19 protein-coding genes are annotated in these 18015 nt (G+C 70.9%); 9 read left to right on the top strand and 10 right to left on the bottom strand.

Annotated elements, in window-relative coordinates:
- The first annotated feature begins 113 nt into the window (after positions 1–113).
- Positions 114–791, top strand: coding sequence for a methylthioribulose 1-phosphate dehydratase (mtnB, locus tag H6726_10195; protein ID MCB9658007.1), 678 nt, complete (start codon positions 114–116; stop codon positions 789–791).
- Entirely contained in the window at positions 788–1246 is a 459-nt protein-coding gene (locus H6726_10200; GenBank protein ID MCB9658008.1) for a cupin domain-containing protein, read from the top strand. The genes mtnB and H6726_10200 overlap by 4 nt, the downstream gene beginning before the upstream one ends.
- Here H6726_10200 and H6726_10205 read toward each other — a convergent pair.
- A complete protein-coding gene (locus H6726_10205) occupies positions 1231–1422 on the bottom strand; it encodes a hypothetical protein (GenBank protein MCB9658009.1) in 192 nt (63 codons plus the stop codon). The genes H6726_10200 and H6726_10205 overlap by 16 nt on opposite strands.
- Positions 1423–1468: 46 nt before the next feature.
- On the opposite strand from H6726_10205, the gene H6726_10210 reads away from it, so the two are divergent.
- Both H6726_10210 and H6726_10215 read left to right on the top strand, forming a co-directional pair.
- Entirely contained in the window at positions 1469–1672 is a 204-nt protein-coding gene (locus H6726_10210) for a hypothetical protein (protein MCB9658010.1), read from the top strand.
- 134 nt (positions 1673–1806) lie between these two features.
- Positions 1807–2250, top strand: a complete 444-nt coding sequence (locus H6726_10215) for a hypothetical protein (protein MCB9658011.1) — start codon at positions 1807–1809, stop codon at positions 2248–2250.
- A gap of 101 nt (positions 2251–2351) precedes the next feature.
- Here the strand turns inward: H6726_10215 and H6726_10220 are convergent, their stop codons facing one another.
- Positions 2352–3284, bottom strand: coding sequence for a hypothetical protein (locus H6726_10220; GenBank protein MCB9658012.1), 933 nt, complete (start codon positions 3282–3284; stop codon positions 2352–2354).
- An 85-nt stretch (positions 3285–3369) separates the two neighbouring features.
- Positions 3370–4035, bottom strand: coding sequence for a hypothetical protein (locus H6726_10225; GenBank protein MCB9658013.1), 666 nt, complete (start codon positions 4033–4035; stop codon positions 3370–3372).
- Between the two features lie 138 nt (positions 4036–4173).
- Here H6726_10225 and H6726_10230 point away from each other — a divergent pair, with 138 nt between their 5' ends.
- The 5 genes from H6726_10230 to cofH all read left to right on the top strand — a co-directional run bounded on the left by H6726_10230 (position 4174) and on the right by cofH (position 10776).
- The gene (locus tag H6726_10230) at positions 4174–5454 is read left to right on the top strand and encodes a L,D-transpeptidase (GenBank protein MCB9658014.1); all 1281 of its coding nucleotides are present in this window, start codon (positions 4174–4176) and stop codon (positions 5452–5454) included.
- 25 nt (positions 5455–5479) lie between these two features.
- Complete coding sequence (locus tag H6726_10235) at positions 5480–6748, top strand: beta-lactamase family protein (protein MCB9658015.1); 1269 nt, start codon at positions 5480–5482, stop codon at positions 6746–6748.
- A 147-nt stretch (positions 6749–6895) separates the two neighbouring features.
- A complete protein-coding gene (locus H6726_10240) occupies positions 6896–8095 on the top strand; it encodes a cytochrome P450 (GenBank protein MCB9658016.1) in 1200 nt (399 codons plus the stop codon).
- A 123-nt stretch (positions 8096–8218) separates the two neighbouring features.
- Positions 8219–9493, top strand: a complete 1275-nt coding sequence (cofG, locus tag H6726_10245; protein ID MCB9658017.1) for a 7,8-didemethyl-8-hydroxy-5-deazariboflavin synthase CofG — start codon at positions 8219–8221, stop codon at positions 9491–9493.
- Positions 9490–10776, top strand: a complete 1287-nt coding sequence (cofH, locus tag H6726_10250; GenBank protein ID MCB9658018.1) for a 5-amino-6-(D-ribitylamino)uracil--L-tyrosine 4-hydroxyphenyl transferase CofH — start codon at positions 9490–9492, stop codon at positions 10774–10776. Before cofG ends, cofH begins: the two co-directional genes overlap by 4 nt.
- 135 nt (positions 10777–10911) lie before the next feature.
- Here the strand turns inward: cofH and H6726_10255 are convergent, their stop codons facing one another.
- From H6726_10255 to H6726_10285, 7 genes are all read right to left on the bottom strand, one after another.
- A complete protein-coding gene (locus H6726_10255) occupies positions 10912–11553 on the bottom strand; it encodes a hypothetical protein (GenBank protein MCB9658019.1) in 642 nt (213 codons plus the stop codon).
- Positions 11554–11650: 97 nt separating this feature from the next.
- The gene (locus H6726_10260; protein MCB9658020.1) at positions 11651–12103 is read right to left on the bottom strand and encodes a DUF4112 domain-containing protein; all 453 of its coding nucleotides are present in this window, start codon (positions 12101–12103) and stop codon (positions 11651–11653) included.
- Positions 12104–12161: 58 nt separating this feature from the next.
- On the bottom strand, positions 12162–13208 hold the full coding sequence (locus H6726_10265; protein ID MCB9658021.1) for an alpha/beta fold hydrolase: 1047 nt from the start codon (positions 13206–13208) through the stop codon (positions 12162–12164).
- Between the two features lie 9 nt (positions 13209–13217).
- Positions 13218–13508 (bottom strand): hypothetical protein, encoded by a 291-nt coding sequence (locus H6726_10270; GenBank protein MCB9658022.1) that lies wholly within the window; start codon positions 13506–13508, stop codon positions 13218–13220.
- Between the two features lie 9 nt (positions 13509–13517).
- Positions 13518–14891, bottom strand: coding sequence for a hypothetical protein (locus tag H6726_10275; GenBank protein ID MCB9658023.1), 1374 nt, complete (start codon positions 14889–14891; stop codon positions 13518–13520).
- Positions 14888–17560 carry an Hsp70 family protein gene (locus H6726_10280; protein MCB9658024.1) on the bottom strand — a complete coding sequence of 891 codons (2673 nt, stop codon included), beginning with the start codon at positions 17558–17560 and terminating at the stop codon, positions 14888–14890. Before H6726_10280 ends, H6726_10275 begins: the two co-directional genes overlap by 4 nt.
- Positions 17557–18009, bottom strand: coding sequence for a hypothetical protein (locus tag H6726_10285; protein ID MCB9658025.1), 453 nt, complete (start codon positions 18007–18009; stop codon positions 17557–17559). Before H6726_10285 ends, H6726_10280 begins: the two co-directional genes overlap by 4 nt.
- Positions 18010–18015 lie beyond the last annotated feature (6 nt).

Genomic DNA, 18015 nt, shown 5'->3' on the forward strand with positions numbered 1-18015 from the left:
CGGCTGCGCGTGCGTCGTCTCTCGCGCGCCCGTGTGACGACCGCGAAACGACGCGGGGGGGCGGGCGCGTGGACCTCTCGACGGGTCGCTGCGCCGCTGGTACACCGGCAGCCATGCAGCAGACGTCTCCGCGACGCGTCATCACCGAGCTGTCGCGCCAGTTCTACACGCAGGGGTGGGCCACCGGCACGGGCGGCGGCATCAGCGTGCGCGAGGGCGGGCGCGTGTTCATGGCGCCCAGCGGCGTCCAGAAGGAGCGCATCCGCGAGGAGGACATCTTCGAGCTGGACATGGACGGGGCCATCGTGTCCGCGCCCGAGGACGCGGCGCTGAAGGTGAGCGAGTGCAGCTCGCTCTTCTACAACGCGTTCCGCATGCGTGACGCGGGCGCCGTGCTGCACAGCCACGGTATGAACGCGATGTTGGTCACCCTGCTGTACAGAGACGTGTTCGAGTGCACCGAGATCGAGATGATCAAGGGGCTCGCGGGTCACGGGTACTTCGACCGCGTGCAGGTGCCGATCATCGACAACACCGCCCGTGAGTGCGACCTGGCGGAGCGCATGGCCGAGGCCATGGAGGCCTACCCCGCGTCGCACGCCGTGCTGGTGCGGAGGCACGGTGTCTACGTCTGGGGCCGCGACTGGGCGCACGCCAAGACGCAGGCCGAGTGCTACCACTACCTGTTCGAGGCGGCTGTGCGCATGCGGCAGCTCGGGCTCGAGGCGTCTGTGGGCGAGGTGCACGTGCGGGCGGTCGACGCCGTCGGCGGCGTGGGAGGCAAGCGATGAACGCGACGTATCTGGACCACGACGGTGCACCTGGCGCCGAGTCGATCACCCCCGCGGAGCTGAACGCCGAGGGCGTGTACTACGCGACGGCACCGACCGACCCCGCACACTACCAGGGCGCGCTCGATGCGCTCATGAGCGAGCGCGGGTACATCGAGCAGGACGAAGTGGCCCTCTCGCCGAGCACGCCCAACCTGGACGCGCTGTGTGCGAAGTTCGTGGGTGAGCACTACCACGACGACGACGAGGTACGCTTCGTGCTCGAGGGCGAGGGCATCTTCGACATCCGCTCCCTCGCGGGGCGCTTCATGCGCGTGGTGGTGGAGCCAGGTGACCTGATCGTCGTACCGGCGCTGCGCCATCACCGCTTCATGCTCACGGACCAGAAGACCATCCGCTGCGTGCGTCTGTTCAAGGACCAGAGCGGCTGGGTGCCGCACTACGCCGAGGGCTGAGCGGCCTGCCGGGCCTGGGCCTCGCGCTCACGCTTCGCGCCGGCGAACATCGTCGTGGCGATGAACCCGATGGCGTCGCTCCAGGCCTGCTGCACGGCGGGGTTCCCTCGTGACCTCATGACGCTCGGCAGGCACACGTCGGGCGGTCGCACTCGGCCGGCGCTGCCGCGGCTCACGATGGTACCCTCGACGTCCCGATGCCCACCCGGCTGAGGCGCCCCCGTGCGGGTGGACACCCAGCGCGGCTACCTCGACTGCGCGCAGGAGGGGTTCTTCTACGTCGCGCACGGCGCCTGCTACGTGCTCGAGCGCGGCTCCGAGGCGCGCGCCATGGCGTGCGTGCCCGAGGTCTTCGGCGCGCAGGACGCGGACTGGGCGTTCGTCAGCTGGGACGGCGACGTTGGGGCGGGGGCTGAAGGGCCGTAGATCCGCGTTCGCAGGGACGTGTCACCCGCGTCACCGCCCCGTAGGGTGCGCTGGGAAGTGACATGCGCTGCCCAGCCGCCTATTGTTCGGATGTGAGGCTGCTCGACCTTCTCATGGTCCCAAGGGGTGTTGCGATGATCGTGGTCACGGCGGTCAGCGGGTGCGCGGCGAATCCGAGCGTCGGCGCGGGCGATCCCTGCGGGGCGACACCTACGTTGATCGAGGCCCTCGACGGCGCGGGTGAGGGCCTGGGCGCCGTGCCCGACGTGCTCGATGTCGGGCTGTGCCGGGAGGGGCGCTACAGAGAGACGCTGCCCCTGGGCAGCGCGTGGGTCGAGCTACGCCGCGTAGGCCGCTGCTGCGAGGTGTGGCTCGGAGGCGAGACCGAGGACCCATCCTACGACGGGAGTCCCCAGCAGTTCTGCCGCTTCAGCCGCTCCGGGGTCACGCACGTGCCCATTCACGTGGGTCGCGTCATGGGCAGCGCGATCGACATCGCTGGGCCGGCGCGCACGTGCGAGGATACACCGGCCTGCACGGTGGGGTTACCACCCGTCGGGCCCTGCCCAAACCCATAGCGGTCTCGAAGGACGCGGAGCCCGGGACGCGACAGGAGGTCACCGAGAGCTGGCCATGGCCTCTCGTCGTCAGTCCCCGAGACGGTGGCGCGGGCTCCGAGTCAGTGACCCGCCATGCGTGTGAGCGCCTCCACATCCGCGGGACGCAGGCGCGCCGTGATCGTCACCACGGTCGCGCGCGCACGGGCACGGATGGAGGAGAGCAGGGGGCCGATCCCCAGCTGCCGCACCTCGGGGCTGCGCCTGACCTCGCGCAGGGCGGCCGTCGCGCCACGCGCGAACGCGGTGGCCTCGGCGGCGGTGGCGTAGCCGACCGCCACGCGCAGGTTCAGGTTGCGACCTGCCACGGTCAGCTCGAGGCCGACGGACGACACGGTGCCGGCGTCGGTCAGGGTCTCGGGCAGCTCGTTCCGCACGGCGGCGTCCACACGCAGCGCCGCTGCGATGGGCGCGGCGTAGAGGTTCACGTCGGTCGCGACCTGCTGCAGCGTCGGGTCGGTCACGCCGGTGCCGCGCTCGCGCTCGGTGAGCCGATCGATGACGGCGCGCACGCCGGCCGGGTCCCCCAACACGAAGGTCTGCGAGCCGATGAAGCCACCCAGCATCCCCTCGTTGGAGCGGAGCGTGAACCCGCGGTAGACCTCCTCGGTGGCGCCGTGCGCCAGCGGCGGCAGCGTCACGTTCCCGAAGGTGCCGCGCGCGATGCCCACCACAGGCGGCTCGTCGCCACCGCCGGGCAGCATGGTGAGCAGCACCTCGCTCGCGTTCTCCGCGATGGCGCGCACGGCCGCGCGCTTGACCGCTTCGGCGCCCGTGGCGTCGCCGACGGGGGGCGCGACGAGGTCCAGCATGCCCTGAGCGCGCACGGCCGCCATGTCGACGCGCACCAAACCGACCGCGTCGGGCGCGGCCAAGTGCTGCAGCGGATGGTGGTGCGCGGCGTACTGAGCCAGCGCGGAGCTCGGCGCGAGCGCGCTGAGCGCACACATGAGCACGGCGGTTCGCGCCCCACGGGTGGTGTTTCGTCGGATCATCGAGCCCCCTTGTTTTCGTGTGCGATTCGCGAGGCAGCCTATCACACGCCCCTCCGCGTGCCCACGCGTGGCCGGCGCCGCGTACTCAGAACGAGCCCGAGAACCCGAGGGAACCCACGCCGATGGAGACTGCCCCGGCGCGCGTCGGGACCGCGATGAGCGGCGCACCCAGGTCGAGCGGGGTCGTCGGTCGCTCACGGCGCCGCACCTTGATGCTCCCGTAGAGCGTCATGGTGAGGCCCCCAGCGATCATCGCGAAGCCGGTGACCGCCATGATTCGTCCCACGACGCGCGTGAACGGGTTGCGCACGGTGTGGAACGAATTGATGAACACCAACGTGCCGAGTGCCATGACGGGCCCGCCGTAGATCGCCACGGAGCGCAGCAAGCAGCCGTCACGCTCCCACTCGGCCGCCGGCGTGTTGATGCCAGAGGGCGCGTCGGGCTGCAGCGCGCGCAGCGTGATGCCCGTGGCCAGGGTGCCGCCCGAACCAGCGAGGAGCGTAGCGCCGAGGGCGACGCGGCCCGGCTCCGCGTCGTTGGTGAACATCAGTAGACCCACCGGCGCCGTCAGCAGTCCGGCTACCATGACGTTGCGGGCCACGCAGCGGTTGCGCACCCAGTCACCCGGGTCCGACGAGCCGAAGTCCGCTCGCGCCACCGACGGCACGCTGGAGAGCGCGCACAGCGCCGCGAGGAGCACCCACAGGGGGGAGGGACCAGTCGAACCAGGCGCGGCAACGTGACGCATGAGTCGTTTGTTGTAGCATGAGGACTGTCGGACGCGTTCCCAGGGAAGGAACGCGCTCACGCCGACGTTACCTGCTCTGGTGCGCGCGGCGGGGTGACCGGCGCCGCAACACAGCTAGACGGGGTCAGAAGAGAGAGCGTGGAGTACAGCAAGAAGGCACGAGAGCGTTGGGCGGGAGCATCCTTTTCGGCGGCGGGAGCACTGCTCCTCGGCGCCCTCGGTGTGGGCCCGTGGGAGGCGCTGGCCCAGACCGCCCCAGAGGCGGAAGCGCCGCCCGTGCTGCCTGCAGGCACCCGCTCGCTGGAGGTGCGCCGTGGGCTCGTCGTGCGGACGACACCGCAGACGGCCGGGGCCATACGCGGACGCGTGCGCGGCGACACGCGTCTGCCCGCCGGCACCGCCATGCGCACCACGGACGGGTGCGGCTACTGGGCCTCCGTGGGCGTCGACGCCTGGGTCTGCGGCAGTGACGTGCGCCCCAGCACGCGCGAGCCCGATGGCGAGCCCTTCCCGCGCGTGCGCGGTCGTGGCTGGCTGCCGCATAGCTACCTCATCATCCCGGACGGCGGCGTCGACGCCTATGCCACTCCCGAGGCGGCCCGCGCGCGCACACCGTCGGAGCGCCTGCCCGGTGGCTTCATGCGGCGCGTCCACAGCGTCCCGGGGGGCGACCTCTACCGCATCAGCGATGGCGTGTTCGTGCATCGTGACGAGGTGCGGCGCCTGCACGGCTCGCCCTTCCAAGGGGTGGAGCTGGCGACCCCCGAGGGCCTGAACACGCTCGCGTTCGTGGCCCGCGACCGTGTGCGCACGGTGCACGCCAACCGGCGCCAGCAGCGATCTCTCCAGCGTCTCACCGCGCTGCAGATCACCGGCGAGCCCGAGCCCGGGGTGCTGCAGCTGGAAGGCGGTCAGCGCGTCCTGGCGTCGGACGTGGTGCGGCCTCCGCGCAGCCCCCGCCCTGCGGCTGTCGGCGCGAACGAGCGCTGGATCGACGTGGACGTGGGCACGCAGACGATGGTGGTCTACGAGGGCGATCGCCCCGTCTACGCCACGCTGGTGTCCACCGGTCGGCGCGGCCGCGACCACGACACGCCTCTCGGCGAGTTCCGCATCTGGATCAAGGTGGGCATCACCACTATGGACGACCTCGGAAACGCCAACTCGGCCGAGGATTACTCGGTCGAGGCGGTCCCCTGGGTGCAGTATTTCCAGGGCTCGATCGGCTTCCACGCGGCCTACTGGCACCGCCGCTTCGGGAACCGGATGAGCCACGGCTGCGTGAACCTGTCGCCGAAGGACGCGCGCTGGTTGTACGGTTTTACCTCCCCGACCGTGCCCGACGGCTGGGTCGCCGTGCATCCCACCCGGAACGAGCAGGGCACCTTCGTCCGCGTGCGCAACACCACCGGCGGGTGACCCCCGCGCGTGATATTGTCCGCGCGTGAAAGACGCGATGGCGAAGATCTGGCGCCGCGTCAGGATCGACGATCCTGACGCGGTCACGCGACGGGCCGGCGACGAGGTCGACCCTCGCAGCGTGGGCCTGTCGGAGGCGGACGTGGAGGCCATCTGGGCCTCGGTGGTGCGCCTGTACCGCACCGCCATCCACCCCGGCATCGCGCTGTGCGTGCGGCGGCGGGGCGAGGTCGTGCTGCACCGCACGATCGGGCACGCGCGCGGCAACGCACCGGACGACCCGCAGGACGGCGAGAAGGTGCTCGCCACCCCAGACACGCTCTGGAACTTCTTCTCCGGCAGCAAGGCCATCACGGCGGTGCTCGTGCACATGCTGCAGGAGCGCGAGCTCATCCACATCGACGAGCCGGTGGCCACGTTCATCCCCGAGTTCGCCAAGAAGCGGAAGCACCGCATCACCATCCGGGACGTGCTCACGCATCGCTCGGGCATCCCCAACATCCCGTCGGACCTGGTGGACCTCGGCATCCTGCACGACCGCGAGCGCATCGTGGCCGTCGCGTGCGACCTCGAGCCCCGCAGCAAGCCGGGCGAGGAGGTGGCTTACCACGCGGTGACGGGTGGCTTCGTGCTGGGGGAGATCCTCCACCGCGTGACCGGCCGCGACATCCGCACGTTCATGCGCGAGGAGGTCGGCGACAAGCTCGGCTTCGACCACCTGAACTACGGCGTGCCCGAGTCGCGCTTGGGCGAGGTCGCGCTCGAGGCCTTCACCGGGCCCATCCCCACCTGGCCCCACAAGAACCTGCTCGAGAACGCGCTGGGCTTCGACATGCCCACGCTGGTCGACTTCGCGAACGACCCACGCTTCCGCACCGGCATCATGCCGGCGGGCAACTGCATGGGGACCGCCAACGAGGTGTGTCTCTTCTTCGAGATGCTGCGGCGCGGCGGTGAGCTGAACGGCGTGCGCATCTGCGCCGAGGACACCGTCAAGCGCGCCACCAAGCCCGCTACCCGCGGTGAGGTGGACCGCATGCTGATGCTCCCCATCCCATACTCGGCCGGCTTCATGCTGGGCAGCGACCTGGTGGGCTTCTACGGTCCCAAGACGGGGAAGGCCTATGGGCACCTGGGCTTCACCAACGTCCTCGGCTGGGCCGACCCGGAGCGGGACCTGAGCGTGGCGCTCATGAACAACGGCAAGCCGTTGATCGCCCTCGAGCTGCTGGCCTGGCTGGACGTGATGCGCACCATCAGCACCCGCGTGCCGCGCGACGGTTCAGCGGCCTGAGCCCACGAAAACCCGGTGCTTCGTCATCGGTTTGTAAATTGAAACGACGGTTTCGCGTTTCTCCTTGCCGCCCTGTAGAACGCGTTCTACCTTCGAATGGAACGCGTTCTACGGCGAGGAGCGCGACCCCCAGAAGGAGCCGTTTCGATGACCGAGCTGAAGTACCGCGGTGTGGACATGTGTGCCCCCGAGACCCATGACGTGCCGTGGGAGATGTACGACTACCTGCGGGAGAACGACCCGGTCTACTGGGACGAGCACAACGAAGTCTGGTACGCGTTCCGCTACGACGACATCATCGAGATCGCGCGCGATCCGGCTACGTGGTGCTCCACGGAGGGCAACCGTCCGAACCTGCCGCCCGACCCGTCGATGATCCACCAGGATGGCGACTCGCACGCGAAGCAGCGCGGCCTGGTCTCCAAGGGCTTCACCCCGCGCGCGATGCGCGAGATCGACGAGCACTGCCACGCCATCGTGGCGGAGCTGATCGGGGCCTTCCGCGACAAGGGCGAGTTCGACGTCGTGGACGACCTGGCGGCGCTGCTGCCGGTGCGCCTAATCGGCGAGATGCTGGGCGTGCCGCACGAGAAGCACCCCACGCTGCGGCGCTGGGTGCAGACCTTCACGGCCGGAGGCATGGGGCCGCAGTACGTCACGGACGAGGTCAACGAGGCCTTCGGCGAGTTCTGCGAGCACCACGCGGAGATGGTCGAGGAGCGCGAGGGCAACACGGGCGACACGGACCTGCTGCTGCGCTGGATGAACGCCGAGCTCGACGGCCAGAAGCTCGAGGAGGAGCAGCTGCTGTTCGAGCACGCGCTCCTGCTGGTGGGCGGCGCCGAGACCACCCGCAACGCGATCGCCGGCGGTATGGAGATGCTGGCACGCAACCCCGATCAGTGGGCCTACCTGCGCGCCAACATCGACGACGAGAAGGTCATCGCCGGCGCCATCGAAGAGATGATTCGCTGGGTGACGCCCTTCAACAACATGTTCCGCACCGCCACGCGCGACGTGGAGCTACGCGGCAAGACCATCAAGGAGGGGCAGATGATCGCCATGCAGTACCCCTCCGCGAACCGCGACCCGCGCGTCTTCAAAGATCCGTACAAGTTCGACGTGCGCCGCGACCCCAAGGAGGAGAAGCACATCTCCTTCGGCTTCGGCTCTCACTTCTGCCTGGGCGCGAACCTGGCCCGCCTCGAGCTGCGCGCCACCCTGACGTCGCTCCTGCGCGCCCTGGAGACGGTGTCCCTCAAGGAGGGCGGCCGCAACGAGATCATGAGCTCGTCCTTCGTGCGTGGTCACATGCACTGCGACCTGACCTTCACCCTCGCGCAGTAAGGCGCCGCCGCCATCGCACGCCGGGTTCCTGGCGCCACCGCCGGGTGGTGAGGGGGCCCGCCGTGGGCGCGTCGTCCGCGTGACCCCCGAGAGGCGTTCTGGTACATGTCCCGCGTGAAGCACGTGAGTTCGGTCTCTACGACGGCACGTCGGGCGCTCGCCGCCGCCGAGCAGCGCGGGCCGCTCGACCGTGAGCACGCCCTCCAGCTGGCCGGGCTGCCGAGCGACCTCGTGCCCGCGCTGCTCGAGCGCGCGAGCGCGCGGCGGGACGCGCTGTTCGGGAAGGCGCTGACGTTCTCGCCGAAGGTCTTCCTGCCGCTCACCAACCTGTGCCGCAACCACTGCGACTACTGCTCGTTTCGGCGCTCTCCGGGCGACCCGGGCGAGCACACCATGTCGCCCACCGAGCTGCGCGAGCGCTTCGAGCAGGCGCGCCTCGAGGGGTGTGTGGAGGCGCTGTTCTGCCTGGGGGACACGCCCGAGACCGGCTTCCGCGAGTACCGCGCGCAGCTGCGCACCTGGGGACAGGCGAGCACGGCCGACTACCTCGAGTGGGCTGGCGAGCTGGCGCTCGAGTACGGGCTCTTGCCGCACACCAACGCGGGCATCCTCACACGCGAGGAGATGCAGCGACTGGCGCGCGTGAACGTGTCGCTGGGGCTCATGCTCGAGAACGTCAGCCCGCGCCTGTGCGAGAAGGGCATGCCGCACCACAAGGCGCCCGACAAGCGCCCCGAAAAGCGCCTGCGCATGACGCGCGAGGCAGGCGAGCTGCGCATCCCGTTCACCTCGGGTCTGCTCATCGGCATCGGCGAGACGCTCGAGGAGCGCGTCGACACGCTCTACGCCATCCGCGACCTGCACCTCGAGCACGGCCACATCCAAGAGGTCATCGTGCAGAACTTCCGGGCCCGCCCGATGATCCGCATGGCCTCCGCGCCCGAGCCCGAGGACGTCGAGATCGCGCAGTGGGTCGCGCTGGCCCGGCTGATCCTGCCCGACGACGTGAGCGTGCAGGCCCCCCCGAACCTCAACCCGGCCAGCGTGGGGCTGCTCATCGCGGCGGGCCTGAACGACTTCGGGGGCGTGTCGCCGGTCACGCCCGACTTCATCAACATGGACCACCCCTGGCCACAGCTGGACGAGCTCTACGCGACCTGCGCGCAGGCGGGGCACCCGCTGTCGCCGCGCTTGCCCATCTACGAGCGCGACCTGCAGCGTCCAGGGTTCTTGCACCCCGACCTGGAGCAGCCCGTGGCACGCGCCAAGCAGCGGCTGGCCCGAGTGCGCGAGGCGCGGGACCTGGCGGCGAACGTCGCGGACGCGCCACAGGCGTCGCGCGGTGGACACGACAAGGCCGGGGTGGCGCAGCACGCCCCAGACGGAGGAATGGCATGACGACGCTCGCCAACGTGCTCCTCAGCGAGACCCGCGCCGACGTGCGCGCGCTGCTCGAGAAGGCCCTCGCCGGCGGTGAGATCACGTGGGAGGACGGCGTGGTGCTCTCGGGCGCGCGCGGCCGCGAGCTACACGCGCTGACGGCCGTGGCGGACGAGCTGCGTCGCGCGCAGGTGGGCGAGCGCGTCAGCTACGTGGTCAACCGCAACATCAACTTCACGAACGTGTGCGTGAAGACCTGCCGCTTCTGCGCCTTCGCGCGGGGCATCCGCAGCGAGCAGGGCTACCTGCTGCCGCACGACGAGATCGTCGCGCGCGTGCTGCAGGCCCGCGACATGGGCGCGACCGAGGTGTGCCTGCAGGCGGGGCTCGCGCCGGACCTGACCGGGGACTCCTACGTGGAGCTCACCGCCGCGGTGAAGAGCGCGGCGCCGGACATCCACATCCACGCGTTCTCGCCCGAGGAGGTGCTGTTCGGGTCGCAGCTGGCGCGTCAGCCCGTGCCCGAGTACCTCGCGCGCCTGAAGGACGCCGGGCTCGGCTCGCTGCCCGGCACCAGCGCCGAGGTGCTCGACGACGAGCTGCGCAAGCGCATCGCGCCCACGCGCATCAGCACGGCCAACTGGATCCACGTCATCGAGAGCGCGCACGCACTGGGCATCCCCACCACGAGCACCATGATGTTCGGGCACGTGGAGACGGCCGCGCACCGCATGCGCCACCTCGACACGCTGCGCAGCATCCAGAAGCAGACGGGCGGCTTCACCGAGTTCGTGCCGCTCAGCTTCGTGCACGCCGAGTCGCCGCTGTTCGTGAAGCAGGAGGTGCCCGGCGTGACCCCGGGGCCCAGCGGCGACGACGTGGTGCGCCTGTACGCCATCGCGCGGCTCATGCTGGGGGCGCACATCCCGAACCTGCAGGCCTCGTGGGTGAAGGAGGGCATCCGCACCGCGCAGTGGCTGCTGCACTGTGGCGTGAACGACCTGGGGGGGACGCTCATGAACGAGAGCATCTCCACCTCGGCCGGGGCCGCGCACGGGCAGCTCATGACCCCCGCCGGGCTGCGCCGCGCCATCCGCGACGCCGGGCGCGTGCCGGTCGAGCGCAACACGCGCTACGACGCGCTGCGGGTGTTCGACGGGGACCCGGCGCACGAGGCGCCCGAGCCCCTCGACCTGGTGGACGACCCGGACGCGGTGTTCGGTGACTACGCCTCGCTCACCGCGGACCCGCGCTTCCACTACGAGCCCCGCAGCCAGCGTCGGCTGCAGGTCATCGCGTAGCCACCGCGCGGACCCCACGACGTGCGAGACGGTGCGCCGCCGCGCGTCCTCGTCGACAGCGATGGCGCGTCTCGAGGCCCAGGCCGAGGCGCAGCGAAAGGACGGTCGCGCGCCGTCATGACGCCGCGTGGCACGTCAGATCGACCAGGACCAGCCCGCGAACACGCTCATGACGAGCTCCACGGCGAGCGCGTTACCGGAGTCGCCGTACGGTCGCACCAACTGCTTCGTGTGTAGCGCCATGGGGAGCCCGACCTGGAGCAGCGCGAAGCGACGGGCGCTGCCGAGGCGCAGCGCGAGGGCTGGATCGATCACGGCGGCCCGACTGTGCTGCCGCCGGCCGCGCGGGATGTCGTCGAGGTACAGGTCGTAGCGCGCCGAGCGCCTCTCGACACCCACTCCGAGTCGCCCGTACAGCTGGGTGTGTTCTGCCCAGACCAGCGTGTAGCGCGCGCCGACCATTCCGCGCACTCGCACAACGCGGACTTCGTCCACGCGCCAGCCGTCCCAATCCTCATCGAACCGGATCGCGCCGGCGTCGACCCCCAGGTCGATGGCAAAGCGATCACGGCCGAGCGCGACACGGGCCGCGTCGCCGCCGCCGTAGCGCGCCTGGCTGCTGTAGGTGCCGGCCGCGATGGGCGCAGCGATCGCGCCGCCGAGCTCGAGCTGCACGAACGGTCCGCGGACGTTCTGCGCGGCGCCTCGCGCGGGTGGCGATGTGGCCGCCCAGAGGAGGAGCGCCAGCGCAAAGCGACGAGCGGAATGTGTGTGCATGTCCCTGGGCGGACGCTAGCGCGCGATGCAGGCTCGGCGCAAGCTCGTGTGCGCACCGTGCCGCGACGCGACGGCGCGCGTCGGGGTGCCGTCGGTGCTAGGAGCCCGTCAACCAGCGCACGAGCGAGAAGCCGACGAGACCGCTGATGACGAAGGGCGTCGCCACGGCCGCAGCCGCGATCAAGAGCCCACCGCCGACCAGCACGTAGTCGCCCGTCGACGGCTCCTCCTTGCCGTACGCGTGCTTCTCGATCAGGTCGAGGTTGCGGCGGTTGCTGCGGAAGGCCACGTCGAACAGGTCGCCCAGCACGGGCACCGTGCCGGTGAGCACGTCGACGCCGATGTTGGCCAGCATCTTCACCAGCACCACGGTGGGCACGCGCTTGCGGAGCGCCAGCACGAGCAGCGCCATCGATCCGAGCCCCGTGACCGTGTCGCCCACGCCAGGGATCAGGCCGAGCAGCGCGTCCAGGCCCACGCCCTGCTCCGTGCCAGGGATGCGCAAGAGATCATCCAACAAACGCGTGAGGATGCGCGCCCAGGCGGGCAGCGGCTCGCCCGCGGGGCGGCCCTCGGCGAGCGCGGTTACAGCGCTTGGCTCGTGCTCGTCAGGCGGTGACGGTGGTGTCACGAGGGACGCTCCTCTGCGTGAGCCACTGCGAGATGAGCGGCCAAACCGTGCGCGTGGCCTCGCGCCCCACGATGAGGTCGATGTGCCCCAGCGGGAACATGCGGAAGCGCTTGTCGCGGCTGCGGCTGCGCTTGATGGCCGCCTCCACGGAGTCTGGGGGCGCCAGCAGGTCGAACTCCCCCGCCACAGCCAAGACGGGGCGGTTGAGCGACTCGAACGCCAGCGCGTAGTCCACGCGCCCGTCGCGGCTGCGCAGCGAGACGCGGTTGCCGCCCTTGAGTACGTCGAACAGGACGCCGAGGCTGGTCCAGTCGAACGCGCGTGAGAGGTAGCGGTCGAGCAGGTGCGGCTCGATGGTGCCGGGGTGCCAGCCGCGCACGGGCAGGGGCAGGCCCGCTTGATCCCAGAAGCCGCGCAGCGCCCGGAACTGGTGGCCCACGATACGCAGCGGCAAGCGCGGGTTCGAGTCGAACACGCCGGTGAAGCGCAGCCCGTGTGCCAGCGCGGAGAAGGCGGACAGGAAGCCCGAACCGTCGCCGAAGCGGTAGGGCGAGCCGATGGTCACGATGCCCAGCACGTGGTCCCGCAGCACGGTCGAGGCCGACGCGTAGCTGATGAGCCCGCCCATGGAGTGGCCCACCAGGAACACGCGCTCGTGCCCCGAGAGGCGTACGGCCTCCCGCACGAACGAGGGCATGTCCTCGCGCACGTACTGCTCCACGGCGTGTGGCCGCGCGTCGCTGTACTCCCCCGAGCGGCCGTGCCCCCGTAGGTCCACCGTGAACACGTCGAAGCCCTGCTGCGCCAGATAGGCCGAAAACGAACGCCCCTCGATGTGCCAGGTGTAGCGGTTCTGACCGAAGCCGTGGATCAACAGCACCGCGCCGCGGGTCTGCGCAGGCGGCGGGAGGTGCTTGCGCACCATGCCCAGGGGGACGCCGCTGGTCATCACGACGTCTTTCACCAGCGTGACGGTCTCGTCGCCGTCCACCACCTGGTCCACGAGCTCGGTGCGCAGGATCATCCGGGGCCGTTACTCCTTCGCCTTGGCGCGGGCCTCGGCCAGCTCGCTCTTGGCCTTGCTGAGCTCGCGCTCCATCTTCTTCATGGAGCGCTTGATCTCACGCAGCTCCTTCTTGGTGGCCAGGTTGAGCGACTCGGCCACGGTCTCGACGCGCTCGTCGACCTGGGCCTGGACCTGCTGCCGCATCTGCAGGCCGCGCATCATGGTCTTCACCACGCGCTCGTCCTGCATGACCTTCTGCACGCGGGGGTCCTGCATGAGCTTCATGCTCTGTTCGGTGATGAGCTGCTTCCAATCCAAGGTGGCCTCCTAGCGGGTCGGACGGCGGTCGTCGTGGTGCGCGGCGCCTGGGCCAGCGGGCGACGCGTGGGGGGTCGTGTGGGCTGCTGCGACGGCCGTCTCAGCGGCGAGGCGGTCCGCGCGTCGAAGGGCACGCAGGGCGGCCCCTCGATCACCCTCTCCATACGCTCTCCGCGCTTGCTCGACAAGTAGCGCGCGGAGCGCGGAGAGCGCGCCCGGCTCCTCTCGTTCCGCTGCGCGGTCCAGCAGCTGGGCAGACAGGGCCGGGTGGCTTGCGTGGAGTGCCGCCGCCATGCGCAAGAACCCACCGTGCGGTGCGCAGGAGGTTTGCCGCACGAGCGCCTCGAGCAGCAGCGCGCCCTCGCGTGACACCTCGAGGTCGGACGACGCGAGCGCGAGCCAGCCCGCGGCGTAGTCCGACCCACGCGCGTCCGTCCCGGCCGCCTCCGCGCGGAGCGCACGTAGCGCGACCACGGCTTGCGCGAAGGCCTCGCGCGTGAGCAGGGCGGCGATGGCCTGGGCGGGGGTCGGGTCCGCGCGGTCCGTCAGCGCGTCGTCGTCTGGGCGCGAGCGAAAGGCGCGACGGCGCGCGAAGGCTCGCACCAGGTCGACGCTGTGTGTGCTCAGCGCCACCTCCAGGCGTTCGGCTTCGACCTCGCTCAGCTGCTCCGCGTGCTCGTCGGCGTAGCGCGCCACGAGACGCAGCGCCGTGTCGCGTTCCTGGGCGTCGAGGGTCTCGTCCTGCGCGAGGTCGGCCAGCTGGTCGATGGCCATGGCCCGCGCATAGCGGCCCCCACGGGCGAGGCGCGCGGCGGCGTCGGTCAGGGCGTGCAGGCGGTCGCCCGCTGGCGTGGGTTCAGACGCCCCGGGGGGCGCGGGCGCCCGCCGCTCGAGCGCCAACAAGCGCCGCTGGTGGCGGATCGCGGCGCGCAGTGCGTCGCCACCGCGCTCGCTGGGCGGTTGCGCTTCGGCGTCTCGGTAGGCCTCGTCCGCCGCGCCGGGCTCCACGCCGTGCAGGCAACGGCCAAGCAGGTAGAACCCCTCGGCGGATGGCGCCCGCTGCACTTCGGCCTGCGCCAGCGCCACCGCCAACCTCGGGCGGTGCTGATGGGCGAGGCGCGCGCACAGCTTCGTGAGGCGCGGCATCGACGTGCGCGCACTGGCACCGCCGACTTCGCCGAGCAGGGTCGTGAGGCCGAGGAGCGCGGCCTCGTCGCCCAGCCTGGCGGCTGCTTCGCATGCGCTCAGCAGCGCGCTCATGCGGTCCTCTGGGTCTTGCAGCGTGAGCGCAAGCGAGCGCAGCGCCGAGCAGGCGGCGCGTGGCCCCAAGAGCCGCCCGGCCTGCTCCGCAGCGGCGATCGCCAGGCGCCCCTTGGGGGTCATGCGCCGCGCTCCGTCACGAGGCCGAGCTGCGGTAAGCGCTCCGCGGCGGCGTACGCCCGGTCCAACTCACCCGCCAGCTGGTCCAGCTGCGAGCGCCCGCTCTTGGCGTCGTCGGTGTCGAGCCCCTCGAGCCGCTGGAGCGTTTGCGCTGCGATGCGTAGCAGCCGGTCGCGCTCGGCGACCTGGCGCGTTCGCACGTCTGCCTCGCTGGAGGGTACGAAGTCCGAGAGGTCTTGGTGGAGGCGTTGCGCCACGAAGCGGAGGGTCAGGCTGCGGCGTGCGAGGTAGCTCGGTGAGTTGATGTCCTCGGCCGCGAACTCCTGCTGCACGATGGTCTCGCGCAGCGCCTGCGCCTCGTTGTAGCAGCGCCGCCATGCAACCTCGTCGAGCGCCTCCCACGCGCGATCCCCGCGCTCGGCCAGGTCACCAATGCGTGCCTCCCAACCTTCCTTGTCGACGCCGAGCATGGGTCCGGTGGAACGATAGACGATGCGTCGCAGGCCATCGAGTGCCTCCTCGAAGCGCGCCATGGGCGGGCTGAGTGCATCGCTGCCGCGGCCACGGTACTCCTCGATCAACGCGGTCAGGCGTACGGCTAGGGCGCGCGCCTTGTCGGGGTCCACCTGGATGACCTCCCGCAGACCCGCTGCCAGCATCTCGTGCTCGGCCGCGAAGCGCTTGGCTTCGTGTCCCCAGAGTGACTTGGCCGCCGCCTCCGCCTCCGCCAGCAGTGCCTCGTAGGCCTCGGCGCCGCGGGGCGGCTCAAGCCTCGCGGGTTCGATCTGGGCCCACAGCTCCTGCCCGGCGACCAGCGCGCGAGCCTCGATGCGCATCGCGTCGTCGCAGGAGATCGTGAGCTCCACTGGCGTACCCAGTGGCAGGTCGCCCGGCACGTCCACGACCAGCGTCTTGATGGGCAGACGGTTCTGCAGCACGCGCAGCACCACGGCGCCGCTCTGGTCGGCCGTGAAGAAGCGGTGCTCCGCGCTCGCGGGCAGGCCACTGCCGCGCGCCAAGAGCACCTTGCGCTCACGTCGCCCCGCCCGGACGACCTCGAGCGAGATGTCCTTCGCTACTACGGACGGCTTGCTGAGCGCGCTCGCGCGGGGGCGGACGTCCCCGCGGTAGACCGTGAGGGGTACGGCGAGGTGTCCGTCGGGGCTCACCAGCCGGAGCTCGAGCGCGACCTCCCGCTGCTCACCAGCGGGCAGCGGGACATCCAGGCGCAGCCCGTCCGCCGGCACGCCCGGGACCTCGACGCTCCCCACCGTCGCGCCCGCGCTACGCGCCTCGAGCCGCTGCGCGTCGGACGGCCCGTGCTCCACGTCCACGCGCATCCGAAGGACGTCGCGTGAGGTCACGAGGGGCGAACGGACGGAGAGCTGGACGGCCGGCGCTCGGGTCGTGCTGACCTGCCCTCGTGAGTCGCCGTCTCCGCGGCCTGCGTCGTCCGCGCCATCGGAGCGCGAGCCCGTCGCGGTTGCGTCGGTGTCGGCCAGACGACCGAGGCGCAGTCCCATCAGCTGCGCCGCATGCACGGCGGCCCCGAGCGCCACGCATGTGTCGACCTCCTCCTGCAACGCCACGTCGGCCCGAGAACCGCGCACGAGCGTCTCGGCGACGCGCCGCTGGACGAGCGGGACGCGCGTCGAGCCACCCACCAGCACGACGTGATCGATGTCGCTCCCGCCCACGCCCGCAGTCTCGTGGCTCTGTGCGAGGGCGCGCGTGCAACACGCGAGGGTCGCCTCCACGAGGTCGGCGATGGCCTCTTCGTACTCTGCGCGGCTGACCTCCAGCACGAGGCTCACCGGCTCGCCGGACTTGTCGACGAGGACGGCCTCTTTCGACACGCTCAGCACCTCGGTCGTGCTGAGTGACTCCTTGATCTCCTGCGCGACATGGACCAGCCGACCGAAGCGCGCGCGGTCCTCGGCGTCGCCTTGGACATCGAGGTCGAGGTCGTAGCCCGTAGCCGCCAGCTTCTGACGCAGGCGCTCCGCGAACCGGCGGTCGAAGTCGTCTCCTCCGAGGAAGTTGTCCCCGTCGATGGCGAGCACTTGGTACTCGCCGCCCAGGCAACGCAGCACGCTCACGTCGAAGGTGCCGCCGCCGAGGTCGTAGACCAGGAAGTTTCCGTCACCGAGGGCGCTGCGCCACGTGTGGTACATGGCCGCCGCGGTGGGTTCTTGCAGCAACCCGAGCACGTCCAAGCCCGCTAGGGTCCCCGCGTTGCGCGTGGCCTCGAGCTGCGGCGCGTCGAAGTATGCGGGTACGGTGATGACGGCACGCGACACGCGCACGTCCACGGCGGCCGGGGCGCCTGCGCGCAGGTATTCGTGCATCTGGTCGCGCAGCGCTCGCAGGATGTGCGCCGACACCTCGTCTGGGCGTAGCGTGTGTGGTCCCACGGTGACGCTGGTGTCCTGGCCCATGCGCCGCTTGATGCTCTCCACCGGCGCGGTCGCGCTCCCTCGCTTGGCGCGCGCGGCCCGCCCCACCAAGAACGACGCGCTCGCCGCGTCCCACGCGACGGCTGACGGCATGGTCTTACGCCCGAAGCGGTCGGCGTAGACGTGCAGATCGCGCTCCGAGGGGTCGAGCACGGCGACCTCCGAGTGCGTGGTGCCGAGGTCGATGCCGATGGGTCGGTCGATGAAGAACGTCATGAGTAGCTTTCCTGGGGGTGTGCCCCGACGAGCACAGGGTCCGCCTCGAGGGGCGGCGCGAGGGCTGTGGCCACGGAGGGCAGAGCCGTCCCCTGCGCGCGAAGCAGCGACAGGAGCGCACGCTCGACGGACGGTGGATCTGCGAAGTCACCCGGTGCCGGCGCGCGCGGGACGCTCTCAGCCAGCGCCACCAGCGGGTCCCTCCCTCCGGTCCCCGGTGCGGGGATGGGCGCGCGGCTCTCCGGGTGAGCGCCGAGCGCCAAGCGCACGCGTTCACGAGGGTGGCGCGTGAGCTGCTCCCACGCCGCGCGCAGCGCGTCCCGCTCCGCGTCGTCGCGCGCGTCTTCGGTCAAGTCGCGCAGGCGCTCCGTGAGGCCCAGCGGCCCCTCTTCGGGGTCGAGGTCGTAGCGTTCGAACGGGTTCTCGGGGGAGTGCTCCGGCTGGGTCACGCAGCT

It is taken from the genome of Sandaracinaceae bacterium (genome assembly GCA_020633055.1).
Taxonomy (GTDB): Bacteria; Myxococcota_A; Polyangia; order Polyangiales; family Houyiibacteriaceae; genus JADJJE01.

Bases quoted from the DNA above. Each gene is read 5' to 3' on its own strand.
- H6726_10215 (MCB9658011.1), top strand. From the start codon at position 1,807: ATGATCGTGGTCACGGCGGTCAGCGGGTGCGCGGCGAATCCGAGCGTC.
- H6726_10225 (MCB9658013.1), bottom strand. From the start codon at position 4,035: ATGCGTCACGTTGCCGCGCCTGGTTCGACTGGTCCCTCCCCCCTGTGG.
- mtnB (MCB9658007.1), top strand. From the start codon at position 114: ATGCAGCAGACGTCTCCGCGACGCGTCATCACCGAGCTGTCGCGCCAG.
- H6726_10255 (MCB9658019.1), bottom strand. From the start codon at position 11,553: ATGCACACACATTCCGCTCGTCGCTTTGCGCTGGCGCTCCTCCTCTGG.
- cofH (MCB9658018.1), top strand. From the start codon at position 9,490: ATGACGACGCTCGCCAACGTGCTCCTCAGCGAGACCCGCGCCGACGTG.
- H6726_10220 (MCB9658012.1), bottom strand. From the start codon at position 3,284: ATGATCCGACGAAACACCACCCGTGGGGCGCGAACCGCCGTGCTCATG.
- H6726_10200 (MCB9658008.1), top strand. From the start codon at position 788: ATGAACGCGACGTATCTGGACCACGACGGTGCACCTGGCGCCGAGTCG.
- H6726_10265 (MCB9658021.1), bottom strand. From the start codon at position 13,208: ATGATCCTGCGCACCGAGCTCGTGGACCAGGTGGTGGACGGCGACGAG.
- H6726_10275 (MCB9658023.1), bottom strand. From the start codon at position 14,891: ATGACCCCCAAGGGGCGCCTGGCGATCGCCGCTGCGGAGCAGGCCGGG.
- H6726_10240 (MCB9658016.1), top strand. From the start codon at position 6,896: ATGACCGAGCTGAAGTACCGCGGTGTGGACATGTGTGCCCCCGAGACC.
- H6726_10280 (MCB9658024.1), bottom strand. From the start codon at position 17,560: ATGACGTTCTTCATCGACCGACCCATCGGCATCGACCTCGGCACCACG.